The organism is Methylopila musalis (genome assembly GCF_042679725.1).
GTDB classification, from domain to species: Bacteria; Pseudomonadota; Alphaproteobacteria; order Rhizobiales; family Methylopilaceae; genus Methylopila; species Methylopila musalis.
Genome location: NZ_JBHTMX010000080.1, coordinates 1 through 12,605 on the forward strand (window position 1 = coordinate 1; position 12,605 = coordinate 12,605).

Here is a 12,605-nt window from a genome sequence, read left to right on the forward strand (position 1 = left end):
CGCACGGGCGCCCCCGCGGCCCGCGCCGCCGGCCGCGACACGCTGACCCCCGCCGACCGCAAGCCCGCCTGGCGGAACCCTGCCGAACCCGCCGCCTGATCCAAGCCCGCGCCACCACCCCCTCCCCGGCGGTCCCGCCTCGTCCCTTGGCGCGACGCGGGACCGCCGGTTTCTTTTTCTTTGCGGCGGATCGCGGAACGCTCTACCTCGCAGGGTCTTGGCGCAGAGCAGGACGGCGGGCGTGATGGCGACCACAATCGACGACATGGTCGAGGGCTTCGAGTTCATCGACGATTGGGAGGAGCGCATCCGCTACCTGATCGAGCTCGGCCGCGAGCTCGAGCCGCTGCCGGACGACGCCCGCACCGACGCCAACAAGGTGCAGGGCTGCGCGAGCCAGGTGTGGCTGGAGACGACCGTCGGCGACGGCGCCGACCCGGCGCTCACCTTCCGCGGCGACAGCGACGCCCATCTGGTGCGCGGGCTGGTGGCGGTGATGATCGCGCTCTATTCGGGCCGGCCGGCCAGCGCCATCCTCGCCACCGACGCCGGCGCGCTGATGGAGCGCATCGGCCTGCGCGAGCATCTCACGCCCCAGCGCTCCAACGGCCTGCGCTCCATGGTGGAGCGCATCAAGCGCGAAGCGGCCGCGGCGTCGCAGGCCGCCTGACGGCTACTCCGGCGCGGTCCAGACCCTCGGCGCGCCGCGGCTGTCCGGTCCGACGGCCGCGTCCGCATAGCCGTAGTGCCGCGCGAGGCTCGCGAGGGCGAGGCCGAGCACCAGCTTGCCGCCCCGCGCCGGCCAGCCGCGCTCCCGCTCCACCTCCTCGAGCCCCTTGAGGCAGCAGCACACGTCGAGCAGCGCGCCGGACAGTTCCGGCCCTACCGCCTCCAGCGCCCGCGACACCCGAAGCCGGGCGGCGAGCGCGGCGTCCGAGAGGTCCGCGCCGACCCCGGGCCCTGCACGACGGCCGCCGGCGGCGCCGCTCCAGTTGGAGGTGACGCGCGGGGTCATCTGGCCGCGGATGAAGTCGGCGCGCAGCCGCTCGCCCGCCAGCACCTCGTGGGCGCCGAGCAGCGGGCGGCCGTCCTTGCCCTTGCGCCGGGCGAGCCAGGCGAGCGGGCTTTCGTCGAGATCGACGAGCAGGTCCGTCGACACGCCCTCCGCCTCCACCGACCGGAGGCCCAACGTGCGGTGCTGGGCCAGAAACCCGGCGGTCCCGCCCTGCTCGCGGGCGACACGGGAACGCCCCGGATCGGTGACGCGCCAGCCGGCGCCCTCGCGCGCGATCAGCCCGAGCTGTTCGAGTTCGGCCGCCGCAGCCGGGGGCACGCGCGGCGTGTCGCCCGGGCCTGCGAGACGCGCGAGCAGCCGGCGCGCGGCGGCGCTCAGACCACCGGTGGACGCCGCGCCGCGCGCAGCCTTTGAGCGAAGTGATTCCGACATAGACGCCCTCCGATTGCAAGATCACCATCCTATATAGGATAATAATCTTACATTCAATCTCGGAGGGCGTTCGGCGGCGCCTGCACGCGCCGCCATCTTAAGCGTCAGTCGTTGTCCGTTGCCTTGTCGTCCGCGGCCTCGTCCTCTGGGGCGTCCGCCGATGGCGGCAGCAGGACGACGAAGTCCTTCTCGCAGGCCTCCACCACCGTCCACACCCCCTTGAAGCCGGGCTCTATGACGATGGCGTCGCCGGGGCCGTAAGTCTGGGGCGCGCCGCCGTCCGGCGTCAGCACGCAGCGGCCGGCGCTCAGGCGGCACCACTCCCATTCGTCATAGGCCACGCGCCACGCGCCGGGCGTGGCGGACCAGACGCCCGCGAACAGGCGGCCGTCAGGCGCCTGATAGGTCACGCGGGTGCGGAACGTCGGCTCGCCCTCCACCACCAGTTCGGGCGGCGGCGCGCTCTCCTCGTCGGGCGCGTCGACGGCGCCCAGACGGTGCAGCCGCATCACGGAATCGATGTCGTCCATCTCACTGGCCTCTCATGGGCGGAAGCGTGACCTCGCTCGCTCGGCACGACCGGCGGTCGACCTCAGCGCAGGGACGGAAGCCGAGATCGCCGCGCGCCATGCAGACGCGCACCTCGCGCAGCCGGCGTCCGTCGCAGTCCACCGCGATCATCGACGGCGTCAGGCCGGGATTGGCGGCGATGAAAGCGCGCTCCACATCGGCCGGCGACAGGGTCAGCGGACGTTCGGGCGCGACGAAGGCCTCCGGCACGCGCACGCGCTCATAGGCCTTGCGGGTGAGGTTGAAGAACGCCTGCGGGCCGAGGCCCGAGCAGGTCCCGTGCTTGCGCCACTGGTGCCGCACGAGGCCGGGGCTCGGCATGATGTCGAGCACGCCGTCCACCACCGCCCGGGTCGGATCGCCGCCCCGGCGGCACTCGGACGGAAACCCGCGCTCGTGCTGCGGCCACAGGCCGTGGACGACGAAGCCGTAGGGCTTCGGCCCGGCGCATTGCATGCCGCCGCGGGAGCGGCCCTCGCCGGCGCAGTAGGTCGGCGACCACGACAGCGACAGCACATAGAAGTCGAACGCGCCGGGCGCGTTCTCCGCATGCAGGGGTTTGGAGTCGAAGCCCGCGACGGCGCCCCAGAGCGCCGCGGCGGCGAGCGCGGCCGCCGCCAGATAGCCGGCGCGGCGTTTCACGGACGGGTCATCTTGCAGCCGGGGGCGTGCGCCCGGTTGCGGTCCAGCCCGGTGACGCACCAGTTCACGTCCCAGCCGATCCCGGCGAAGCCGAAGCCCTCGCCGATCTCGTAGAAGGCCTGCCGGCGGCGGCCGTCGTTCGTCACCGTCCGAGCGGCGCAGAACCGGCGGGGAATGAACTCCGGCCCCCAGCTGCGGTAGCCGATCTCCCGGGGACGATCGAACGCGGCGATCTCCAGACCCGACGCCCAGTAGCCGCGCTCGCGGGTGGCGAACAGCCCGGCGACGCGCCCCAGCACCCGGCCGTCATCGCAGGCCGGCAGCAGTCCCGTGTAGCCCCGGAACGTGGCGGAGGCCGGCGCGGGCGCCTTCTCCCGCGCGGCGTAGATCACCGGATCCGCGGCGGACGCCGCCGTCGCCGCCATGACGGCGCCGACACCAAGAAGCCAACCGAAGACTTTCATCGCCGCCACCGCCTGAGAACACCCGCGTCGCGGGAGATTTGAGCGCAGCCAAGCCGCAAATCAAGCGCGGCCCGCCAGCATGGTTAGGCCGTGCGGGCTGGGAGACTGTTTGGGGCTTTATCGAAGTGCGCGATTTGACCCCCGTCATGCCCGCGCCTTCGCGCGGGTATCCACGACTTTGCGCGACGACGGCTTGCGCGTCCCAAGTCGTGGATGCCCGAGACACGCTCGGGCATGACGGTTTTTTAAAGCTCCAAACCGGCTCTTACGTCGAGCGGCGGATGCGCACGATCTTGAAGAAGCCGGCCGGGAACACCGGCGAGACGTCCGAAATGTGCATGTCGCCCGCGTGCGCGGCCCAGGCGCGCAGGCGGCTGACCTTGAAGTCGCTGGACCAGCCCACCTGCTTCACCAGCGGCGCGACGGCCGTCTCCACCTTGGCCATCAGCCCGCGGTCGGCGCCCATCTTGGAGGCGACCACGATCTCGCCGCCGGGCTTCAGCACCCGGCGCATCTCGTCGAGCGCCCGCTCCGGATCCGGCACCAGCGTGATGACGAAGGGCACGGTGATGGCGTCGAAGCTGGCGTCGGGGAAGCCCAGATGGCAGGCGTCCATGGCGGCGAGGCCGCGCACCTGCGTCAGCTTCTGCGTCTCCACTTTCTCCCGCGCCTTGGCGAGCATGTGGCGGGAGAGATCGACGCCGACCACGCGCGCGGTCTTCGGGTAGTAGCGCAGCACGAGACCGGTGCCGACGCCGACCTCGAGGATGTCCGGGCCGGACGCCGCCGCGGCCGCCGCCGCCTTCCTCTGGGCGTCGGCCAGCAGCCGCACATAGACCTTGTCGTAGATCGGAGCCCACTTGGCGTAGGCCTTCTTCTGGCCTTCGAGATCGTACCGAACGCTCACCGCACCGCCTCGCTCATGGGTCTCGCCGCAGCCGCAACGCGCCGGGGCGCGCAGATGATCCCGCCGCCCAGCACCCGGCGGCCGGTCTCGTCGTCATAGAGCGCGCAGGCCTGTCCCGGCGCCACGCCGCTCTCGCCGTCCAGAAGCTCCACCTCGGCCTCGCCGTTCCCGAGCGACCGAAGCCGCGCCGGGGCGGAGGGCCGCGTGGAGCGCACCTTGGCGCGCAAAGGCATACCCTCCGGGCCGATGTCCTCCAGCGCGCCGTCGCCGAGCCAGTTCACGTCGCGGATGCGGATCGTGCGGATCTCCAGCGCCTCGCGCGGGCCGACCACCACGGTGCGGCTGTCGGCCTCGATGCGCGCCACGAACAGCGGCTCGCCGACCGAGAGGTTGAGGCCGCGCCGCTGCCCGACGGTGAAGCGCAGCACGCCGTCGTGGGTTCCGAGCACGCGGCCGTCCACATGCACGATGGGGCCGGGCTCGGCCGCGCCGGGCTTCAGCTTCTCGATCACGTCGGCGTAGCGGCCGTTCGGCACGAAGCAGATGTCCTGGCTGTCGGGCTTGTCGGCGACGCCGAGCCCGAGCTCGCGCGCGAGCTCCCGCACCTGCGGCTTCGGCGTGTCGCCGAGCGGGAAACGCAGCAGCCTGAGCTGCTCGGGCGTGACGCCGTAAAGGAAGTAGCTCTGGTCGCGGTCGTCGTCGGTGGGCCGGAACAGCCCCCGCCCGCCGCCGGGAAGCGCGCGGGAGGCCACGTAATGCCCGGTGGCGAGCGCCGCGGCGCCGAGGTCCTTCGCGGTCTCCAGCAGGTCCACGAACTTGACGGTCTGGTTGCAGGACACGCAGGGCACCGGCGTCTCGCCGGCGAGATAGCTCGCGGCGAAGGGCTCGATCACCGCCTTGCGGAAGCGCGCCTCGTAGTCGAGCACGTAATGGGGAATGCCAAGCGTCTCCGCCACCCGGCGCGCGTCGTGGATGTCGCGCCCGGCGCAGCAGGCGCCCTTGCGGGCCACCGCCGCGCCATGGTCGTAGAGCTGCAGCGTGACGCCGACCACGTCGTAGCCCGCCCGCGCCAGCAGGCCCGCCACGACCGAGCTGTCCACGCCGCCGGACATGGCGACGACGACGCGGTTGGCGGCCGGGGGTCCCGGCAGATCGAGATCAAGGGTCATCTGAGGTGGCGCCATTTCCGTGTGCAGGCCGCGGACGCCGCTTCCGCGCAGGAGCCTCTTACCTCGCAACGTCCGATGACGGAAGCATGTCGCCGGACACGCGCGTCAGATGCGCCGGCGCGAAGCCCGCGCGCTTCTTCCAGGTGAGCAGGCCTTCGCCGCCGTGTTCGGCCGCGCCGTAGACCACGACGCCCAGGCCGTCCGTCAGCGGATCGCCACTCTCCAGCAGCCAGCGCATGATCTCCATGTGCATGAGAATCATGACGCCGTCCTCGAGATGGTCCGCATGGGCCATCAGGTCGGTGTAATGCGCGAACTCGCCGACGCGGGTGAGCTTCAGATAGGCGACGAGCCGTTCGTTCACGACGACGCGCCCCTGCCGGTGGCCGGGCTCGGCCCGGAACACGCCCCACCACAGCGTCCAGTGGGTCGAAGACGGCGGTTGCTTGAGCGGGATCGGACGGGTGGCGGGCCTCCCCACCTGCTCCGGCTTCAGCAGCCAGTAATCGAGCACCGGGCCCGCGGCGCGCATCTTGGCCGAGGTCTTGACCGCGTGGACGTCGTAGACGTGACGGCGGAGCGGAAAGCGATGCACAGCATAGCCGAGGCGCGAGGCCTTGCGGACCTTGGGCAGGCTGCGGGAGGATCGGGCCTTCACCGCCGCCTCGAAGGCGGCGAAATCGGGATAGCGCAGCAGGTCGATCGCCATCGGCGTCACCCGCACGCGTCGGCGCAGCGCCGACAGGCCATGCGGCGCCACGTAGCGCGCCACGATCGGCTTCGCGAAGCCCGCCGGCCCGAGGCCGGGCCGCAGGTCCACCGGGATGGTGGGGGCGTCGTCCGGCCCCAGTCCGAACGCCGCCAGCCGGCGACGGCGGCGCGTGAGGGCGAGCGCGGGCTCTCCGACGCCGTGATAGACCGCCATGACCAGTCGCTTGAACACGCCCGTCATGACGCGAAACCTTGGAGAACCTTCAACAAAAAGGGGCGACGAAAAAGGGCGGCGCGTAAACGCGCCGCCCTCCGGATCAGATGAAGCGCACCTTGAGCACTTCGTAGCTCTTGCCGCCGCCGGGGGTCACGACCTCGACCGCGTCGCCGACCTTCTTGCCGACGAGCGCGCGAGCGATGGGGGAGCTGATCGACACCCGGCCCTGCTTCACGTCCGCCTCGGCGTCGCCGACGATCTGGTAGACCTTCTCCTCGTCGGTGTCCTCGTCGACCAGCGTCACGGTGGCGCCGAAGGTGATGGTGTCGCCCTTGAGCTTGGACACGTCGATGATCTCGGCGCGCGCGATGGTGCTCTCGAGCTCGGCGATGCGGCCCTCGTTCAGGCTCTGCTGCTCTTTCGCCGCATGGTATTCCGCGTTCTCGGACAGGTCGCCATGCGACCGGGCCTCGGCGATCGCGGCGATGATGCGCGGGCGCTCGCCGGAGGCGCGGTGCTTGAGCTCCGCCTCCAGCGCGACGAGGCCGGCGGCGGTCATCGGGATCTTGTCCATTTCATTCTCTCTTGCATAACCGCTTGCGGCCCCGGGGCGGATTCGCCTCGGGGAGCGGCTGACGGTTGGCCGGGAGAGACCGCTGAAGCGGCTTTGTCCCGGACGCTGACGAGCGGCGGCCGGGAGGGCCGCCTCAGGTGAAATAGGATTGCAGCGCGCGGACTTCGAGATCGCCGCCCAGATAGGCTTTGATCCCCTGCGCCGCGGCTACAGCGCCGGCAAGCGTCGTATAGTACGGCACTTTGTGCAAGAGGGCGGCGCGGCGCAGGGAGCGACTGTCGCTGAGCGCCTGCGCGCCGTCCGTGGTGTTGAACACCAGCTGGACGCCGCCGTTCTTGATGGCGTCCACCACATGGGGACGCCCCTCCAGCACCTTGTTGATCTTCTGCGCGTCGATGCCGTGGGCGGCCAGATGCCGCTGGGTGCCCGAGGTCGCGATGATCTTGAAGCCGAGATCGCTCAGCATCCGCACCGGCGCGAGGATGCGGTCCTTGTCCGCCTCCTTAACCGAGACGAACACCACGCCGGAACGCGGCACGCGGGTGCCGCCGCCGAGCTGGCTCTTGGCGAAGGCGACGCCGTAATCCACGTCGAGGCCCATCACCTCGCCGGTGGAGCGCATCTCCGGCCCGAGCACCGTGTCGACGCCGGGGAAGCGCGCGAAGGGGAACACCGCCTCCTTCACCGCGATGTGGCCAAGCGGCTCGGACTTCAGCCCGAACGAGGTCAGCGGCTCGCCCGCCATCACTCGCGACGCGATCTTGGCGAAGGGCTCGCCCACCACCTTGGCGACGAAGGGCACCGTGCGGGACGCGCGCGGATTGACCTCCAGCACGTAGATCTCGCCGTCCTTGATGGCGTACTGCACGTTCATCAGGCCGCCGACCTCCAGCGCCAGCGCCATGGCGCGGGTCTGGTCCTCGAGCCGCTGGATGATCTCGGGCGACAGCGAATGGGGCGGCAGCGAGCAGGCCGAATCGCCCGAATGGATGCCCGCCTCCTCAATGTGCTCCATGATCCCGCAGATGAAGACGTCCTTGCGGTCGCAGAGCGCGTCCACGTCCACCTCGATCGCGTCCGAAAGGTAGCGGTCGAACAGCAGCGGGTTGCGGGACAGGACGGTGTTGATCTGCCCGGTCTTGTCGTTGGGATAGCGCTGCTTGACGTCCTCCGGCACCAGATCCGGCAGCGTGCCGAGCAGGTAGTCGGACAGCATCTTCTCGTCGTGCAGGATGGCCATGGCCCGGCCGCCCAGCACGTAGGAGGGGCGCACCACCAGCGGGAAGCCGAGCCCCTCCGCCACGATGCGCGACTGCTCCACCGAATAGGCGATGCCGTTCTTGGGCTGCACCAGCTTCAGCTTGTCCAGGAGGCGCTTGAAGCGGTCGCGGTCCTCCGCGAGGTCGATCGCGTCCGGCGTGGTGCCGAGGATCGGCACGCCCGCGGCCTCGAGCGCGTTCGCGAGCTTCAGCGGCGTCTGGCCGCCGAACTGCACGATCACGCCGTGCAGCGTGCCGCGCGAGCGCTCGGTCTCGATGATCTCCAGCACGTCCTCGGCGGTCAGCGGCTCGAAATAGAGCCGGTCCGAGGTGTCGTAGTCGGTCGACACCGTCTCCGGGTTGCAGTTGACCATGATGGTCTCGTAGCCGGCGTCCGACAGCGCGAAACAGGCGTGGCAGCAGCAGTAGTCGAACTCGATGCCCTGGCCGATCCGGTTCGGACCGCCGCCGAGGATTATGATCTTCTTGGCGTCCGAGGGCTCGGCCTCGTCCTTGGGCTCGCCGCCGGCGAAGGGCGGCGCGTAGGTCGAGTACATGTAGGCGGTCGGCGAGGCGAACTCGGCCGCGCAGGTGTCGATGCGCTTGTAGACCGGGCGCACGCCGAGCGCATGGCGCTTCGCGGCCACCTCATGCGCCTCGAGCCTGGACAGCGTCGCGAGCCTCGCGTCGGAGAAGCCCTGCGCCTTGAGCTTGCGGAAGGCGGAGGCCGTGGTCGGCAGGCCGAAGCGGCGCACCTTGTCCTCGGTCGCCACCAGATCGGCGAGCTGCTCCAGGAACCACGGATCGATCTTGCAGGCTTCGTGGATCTCCTCGATCGTGAAGCCGAGGCGCAGCGCCTGCGCGCATTTCACGAAGCGGTCGGGCGTCGGGCGGCCGAGCGCGGCGCGGATGGCGTTGCGGTCGTCGCCCTGGCCAAGACCGTCGATCTCGATCTCGTCGAGGCCGGTCAGGCCGGTCTCCAGCGACCGGAGCGCCTTCTGCAGGCTTTCCGCGAAGCTGCGGCCGATGGCCATGGCCTCGCCCACCGACTTCATGGAGGTGGTGAGCGTGGGCTCCGCGCCCGGGAACTTCTCGAAGGCGAAGCGCGGGATCTTGGTGACCACGTAGTCGATCGTGGGCTCGAACGAGGCCGGGGTCGCGCCGCCGGTGATGTCGTTGTCGATCTCGTCCAGCGTGTAGCCGACGGCGAGCTTGGCCGCGACCTTGGCGATGGGGAAGCCCGTGGCCTTGGAGGCGAGCGCCGAGGAGCGCGACACGCGCGGGTTCATCTCGATCACGATCATGCGGCCGGTCGCCGGGTCGATCGCGAACTGCACGTTGGAGCCGCCGGTCTCGACGCCGATCTCCCTGAGCGTCGCGAGCGAGGCGTCGCGCATGCGCTGGTATTCCTTGTCGGTCAGCGTCAGCGCGGGGGCCACCGTGATCGAATCGCCGGTGTGGATGCCCATCGGATCGATGTTCTCGATCGAGCAGACGATGATGCAGTTGTCCGCCTTGTCGCGGACGACCTCCATCTCGTACTCCTTCCAGCCGAGCACGCTCTCCTCGATCAGCACCTCGTCGGTGGGCGAGGCGTCGACGCCGCGCTCCACGATCTCGAGGAACTCCTCGCGGTTGTAAGCGATGCCGCCGCCGGTGCCGCCCATGGTGAAGCTCGGGCGGATGATGGCCGGAAGCCCGATCTCGTCCAGCGCCACCAGCGCCTCGGAGAGGTTGTGCGCCAGCATGGAGCGCGGGGTCTCCAGCCCGATCTTGGTCATGGCCTCCCGGAACAGCTCCCGGTCCTCGGCCTTGTCGATGGCCTCGGCGGTGGCGCCGATCATCTCGACGTCGTGCTTCTCCAGCGCGCCCATCTTTTTCAGCGACAGGGCGCAGTTGAGCGCGGTCTGGCCGCCCATGGTGGGCAGCAGCGCGAAGCCGCCCGGAACCACATGGCGTTCCTTGGCGATGATCTTCTCGACGATCTCCGGGGTGATCGGCTCGATGTAGGTGGCGTCCGCCATGTCCGGGTCGGTCATGATGGTCGCGGGGTTCGAGTTCACCAGGACGATCCGGTACCCCTCCTCCCGCAACGCCTTGCAGGCCTGGGTGCCGGAATAATCGAACTCGCACGCCTGTCCGATGACGATCGGCCCGGCGCCGATGATCAGGATGGTGGCGATGTCGGTGCGTTTGGGCATGGATCGGCTTTCCGGGTCCGTGCGGTCGGCCCTCGGGACGGGTGTCCCCGCGCGAGGGCGCGCGCGGCTCTCTGGGAGCAGGCATTGTGGCTGAAGGCGTGCAATACACAGTCACGGCGATGCAGGAAAGGCGTCATCTCGCCCAAACCTGCGCGCGCCGCGTTCCGTCCCCGGAGAAACGCCGCTCATGACCGCCTCCCGCCGCACCGTTCTGATCACCGGCGCCTCGTCCGGCATCGGCCTCGAACTCGCGCGCCTGTTCGCCGCCAACGGCGACGATCTGGTGCTGGCCGCCCGCAGGCAAGACCGGCTGACGGCGCTGGCGGAGGAGCTCTCGGCCCGTCACGGCATCGCGGCGAGCGCGGTCACGGCCGATCTCGCCCGGCCCGACGGGGTCAAGGAGCTTGCGATCGAGGTCGGGCGGCGGGGCCATGTGATCGACGTTCTGGTGAACAACGCAGGCTTCGGGCTGCTCGGGCCGTTCGTGCGCCTGCCCTACGACCGGCAGCTTGAGATGCTGGCGGTGAACGTGCACGCGCCGACGGCGCTCGCCGGGCTCTACCTGCCGGGCATGCTGGCGCGGGGACGCGGGGGCGTGCTGAACGTGGCCTCGCTGGCGGCCTTCCAGGCCGGGCCGGAGATGGCGGTTTATTACGCCAGCAAGGCCTATTTGCTGTCGTTTTCAGAAGCGCTTTACGAGGAGACGCGCCGCAGCGGCGTCACCGTCACGGCGCTCTGCCCCGGCCCCTCCCCCACCGAGTTCGGACAGGTGGCCGGCGCCTCCAACGTGAAGCTGTTCAAGACCGGCGTGGTCTCCGCGGCGGATGTGGCGAAGGCGGGGTTCGACGGGTTTCAGGCCCGCAAGGCCATCGTCATCCCCGGCGCGCTGCCGAAGCTGTCAGCCTTCGCCACCCGCTTCCTGTCCCGCGGGCTCCTGCGCCGGATCGCGCACGAGCTGCAGGGCCAGAAGGGCGGTCCGGCCTGAACCGCGCGTCGCGCGGTTTTAGATCACGGCCAGGCCGGCTCCCGATCAGCCGGGGCCGGCGCCCGGCGCGGCGAGCCGCTGGCGCGTCGTCATGAACGGCCCCTCCGCCGGACGCAGCGGCGCGAAGGCGGCGAAGCCGCTCCGTTCGGGCATGTCGATGTAAACGCCCTCCATGCCGCCGCGGGCGCGATAGGCCTCGTGCCAGAAACCGCACCCGCGCCGGTCGCGCAGGAAATCCCGCCACCAGCCGTCGTGGGGGCTCGCGCGGGTGAAGCGCTCGAGGCTGTCGAGGTCGCGCCAGTAGTGGCGGATGCCGATGTGGTTCCAGCCGAACAGGAACATCCCGCTCGCCAGCAGCCCGTCCGGCGGGTCGCGCTCGATGGCGCGCAGGCCGCGCCCGATGGACCACACAGCCGGAACGCCCCGCAGCCCGCGCAGCCGGAAGCCGAGCAGCACCACCACGAGGTCGGGAAAGGCGGAGAGGTCCGGCGCCTCGCGCGACGGGGAACGTTGCATGGCGGCCTCCTGACGTTTACACCGTAAACATGACAGCCGAGGTTTACACTGTAAACATGGACGACGGTCAGGACGGTCTCGGCGCGCGGCTGGTGCGCGAGGCGATCGCGGCGCTGGACGCCGGCGCGGGCGAGATCAGCCTGCGCGGCCTCGCCAAGGCGGCGGGGGTGTCGGCAATGGCTCCTTACCGCCACTTCCCCGACAAGACCGCGCTGCTGCGGGCGGTGTCCGACCGGGGCTTCGCGATGCTGGCGGAGGCTCTGGCCACGGCCGACCGCGCGCCGGACGAACGCGAGGCCCTGACCGCGCAGGGGCTCGCCTACCTCGCCTTCGCGCAGGCGCATCCGGCGCTGTTCCGGCTGATGTTTTCCGGCGGCGGCGACGGCGGGCCGCCAGGCGCGGCCAAGATGGCCGCCTACGGCGTGCTGGCGGGTCGCGTGGCGCGGCTGACGCCGAACCCGGCCGCCGTCACCGCCTGCTGGGCGCTGGTCCACGGCCTCGCCATCCTCACCCTCGACGGCCAGTCGCCTCCCGACGGCGCCGACTCCCGCGCGGTGCTCGCCCTGCTCGCCGAAGGCGTCCTGCAAGGCGGCGCGTGACCAGCGGGCGAAATTAACCTTACGGAAATCCTGTTTGCGACGGACCGCTCACGCGCCGCGCGAGCGCGCTCGGTCGCTCCTATCCTCGGACGTCACCTGCGCGCGCCACCTCTCCACGTCATGCCCGCGCCTTCGCGCGGGCATCCACGACTTCCCTCTTCGGCGAGGGGTCGCGAGCCCAAGTCGTGGATGCCCGAGACAAGCTCGGGCATGACGATGGGGTGGGCGGCGGCGAGTCGTCGACGGCCGCCTGCGCTGGGCATGACGGCGGGGTGGGCGCGCCACCCTCCTTCGTCATGCCCGCGCCTTCGCGCGGGTATCTTCCGTGTTTGCGGTCAAGCTTT

13 protein-coding genes are annotated in these 12,605 nt (G+C 70.6%); 3 read left to right on the forward strand and 10 right to left on the reverse strand.

All coding sequences use genetic code 11. From position 1 onward, the window contains the following. Window positions 1–244 precede the first annotated feature (244 nt). Window positions 245–670 carry a SufE family protein gene (locus tag ACFQ4O_RS10075; protein ID WP_378775563.1) on the forward strand — a complete coding sequence of 142 codons (426 nt, stop codon included), beginning with the start codon at window positions 245–247 and terminating at the stop codon, window positions 668–670. A gap of 3 nt (window positions 671–673) precedes the next feature. On the opposite strand, the gene ACFQ4O_RS10080 is transcribed toward ACFQ4O_RS10075, so the two are convergent. The 9 genes from ACFQ4O_RS10080 to carB form a co-directional block, all read right to left on the reverse strand. After that, a complete protein-coding gene (locus tag ACFQ4O_RS10080) occupies window positions 674–1,333 on the reverse strand; it encodes a DUF6456 domain-containing protein (protein ID WP_378775564.1) in 660 nt (219 codons plus the stop codon). 218 nt (window positions 1,334–1,551) lie between these two features. Next, window positions 1,552–1,977, reverse strand: coding sequence for a cupin domain-containing protein (locus ACFQ4O_RS10085; RefSeq protein ID WP_378775565.1), 426 nt, complete (start codon window positions 1,975–1,977; stop codon window positions 1,552–1,554). A gap of 1 nt (window position 1,978) precedes the next feature. Beyond that, complete coding sequence (locus ACFQ4O_RS10090) at window positions 1,979–2,659, reverse strand: ribonuclease T2 family protein (RefSeq protein ID WP_378775566.1); 681 nt, start codon at window positions 2,657–2,659, stop codon at window positions 1,979–1,981. Beyond that, window positions 2,656–3,084, reverse strand: coding sequence for a hypothetical protein (locus ACFQ4O_RS10095; protein WP_378775567.1), 429 nt, complete (start codon window positions 3,082–3,084; stop codon window positions 2,656–2,658). The genes ACFQ4O_RS10090 and ACFQ4O_RS10095 overlap by 4 nt, the downstream gene beginning before the upstream one ends. A 304-nt stretch (window positions 3,085–3,388) precedes the next feature. Then, entirely contained in the window at window positions 3,389–4,030 is a 642-nt protein-coding gene (locus ACFQ4O_RS10100) for a class I SAM-dependent methyltransferase (RefSeq protein WP_378775568.1), read from the reverse strand. Further along, window positions 4,027–5,199 carry a tRNA 2-thiouridine(34) synthase MnmA gene (mnmA, locus tag ACFQ4O_RS10105; RefSeq protein ID WP_378775569.1) on the reverse strand — a complete coding sequence of 391 codons (1,173 nt, stop codon included), beginning with the start codon at window positions 5,197–5,199 and terminating at the stop codon, window positions 4,027–4,029. The genes ACFQ4O_RS10100 and mnmA overlap by 4 nt, the downstream gene beginning before the upstream one ends. A gap of 58 nt (window positions 5,200–5,257) precedes the next feature. Further along, entirely contained in the window at window positions 5,258–6,151 is an 894-nt protein-coding gene (locus tag ACFQ4O_RS10110) for a hypothetical protein (RefSeq protein ID WP_378775570.1), read from the reverse strand. 76 nt (window positions 6,152–6,227) lie between these two features. After that, entirely contained in the window at window positions 6,228–6,701 is a 474-nt protein-coding gene (gene greA, locus ACFQ4O_RS10115; protein ID WP_271204314.1) for a transcription elongation factor GreA, read from the reverse strand. A 133-nt stretch (window positions 6,702–6,834) separates the two neighbouring features. Beyond that, window positions 6,835–10,161: a carbamoyl-phosphate synthase large subunit gene (carB, locus tag ACFQ4O_RS10120; RefSeq protein ID WP_378775571.1), complete on the reverse strand. Its 3,327-nt coding sequence runs from the start codon at window positions 10,159–10,161 to the stop codon at window positions 6,835–6,837. Between the two features lie 187 nt (window positions 10,162–10,348). Here carB and ACFQ4O_RS10125 point away from each other — a divergent pair, with 187 nt between their 5' ends. Next, window positions 10,349–11,146 carry an SDR family NAD(P)-dependent oxidoreductase gene (locus ACFQ4O_RS10125; RefSeq protein WP_378775572.1) on the forward strand — a complete coding sequence of 266 codons (798 nt, stop codon included), beginning with the start codon at window positions 10,349–10,351 and terminating at the stop codon, window positions 11,144–11,146. A 45-nt stretch (window positions 11,147–11,191) separates the two neighbouring features. On the opposite strand, the gene ACFQ4O_RS10130 is transcribed toward ACFQ4O_RS10125, so the two are convergent. Then, window positions 11,192–11,662, reverse strand: coding sequence for a monooxygenase family protein (locus tag ACFQ4O_RS10130; protein WP_378775573.1), 471 nt, complete (start codon window positions 11,660–11,662; stop codon window positions 11,192–11,194). A 29-nt stretch (window positions 11,663–11,691) separates the two neighbouring features. On the opposite strand from ACFQ4O_RS10130, the gene ACFQ4O_RS10135 reads away from it, so the two are divergent. Next, window positions 11,692–12,261, forward strand: a complete 570-nt coding sequence (locus ACFQ4O_RS10135; RefSeq protein WP_378775574.1) for a TetR/AcrR family transcriptional regulator — start codon at window positions 11,692–11,694, stop codon at window positions 12,259–12,261. Window positions 12,262–12,605: the final 344 nt, after the last annotated feature.

What these genes read in the sequence shown, in the direction of transcription:
- ACFQ4O_RS10075 (WP_378775563.1), top strand. Translation starts at nt 245, where the DNA reads ATGGCGACCACAATCGACGACATGGTCGAGGGCTTCGAGTTCATCGAC.
- ACFQ4O_RS10085 (WP_378775565.1), bottom strand. Translation starts at nt 1,977, where the DNA reads ATGGACGACATCGATTCCGTGATGCGGCTGCACCGTCTGGGCGCCGTC.
- ACFQ4O_RS10095 (WP_378775567.1), bottom strand. Translation starts at nt 3,084, where the DNA reads ATGGCGGCGACGGCGGCGTCCGCCGCGGATCCGGTGATCTACGCCGCG.
- mnmA (WP_378775569.1), bottom strand. Translation starts at nt 5,199, where the DNA reads ATGACCCTTGATCTCGATCTGCCGGGACCCCCGGCCGCCAACCGCGTC.
- ACFQ4O_RS10110 (WP_378775570.1), bottom strand. Translation starts at nt 6,151, where the DNA reads ATGACGGGCGTGTTCAAGCGACTGGTCATGGCGGTCTATCACGGCGTC.
- greA (WP_271204314.1), bottom strand. Translation starts at nt 6,701, where the DNA reads ATGGACAAGATCCCGATGACCGCCGCCGGCCTCGTCGCGCTGGAGGCG.
- carB (WP_378775571.1), bottom strand. Translation starts at nt 10,161, where the DNA reads ATGCCCAAACGCACCGACATCGCCACCATCCTGATCATCGGCGCCGGG.
- ACFQ4O_RS10125 (WP_378775572.1), top strand. Translation starts at nt 10,349, where the DNA reads ATGACCGCCTCCCGCCGCACCGTTCTGATCACCGGCGCCTCGTCCGGC.
- ACFQ4O_RS10130 (WP_378775573.1), bottom strand. Translation starts at nt 11,662, where the DNA reads ATGCAACGTTCCCCGTCGCGCGAGGCGCCGGACCTCTCCGCCTTTCCC.
- ACFQ4O_RS10135 (WP_378775574.1), top strand. Translation starts at nt 11,692, where the DNA reads ATGACAGCCGAGGTTTACACTGTAAACATGGACGACGGTCAGGACGGT.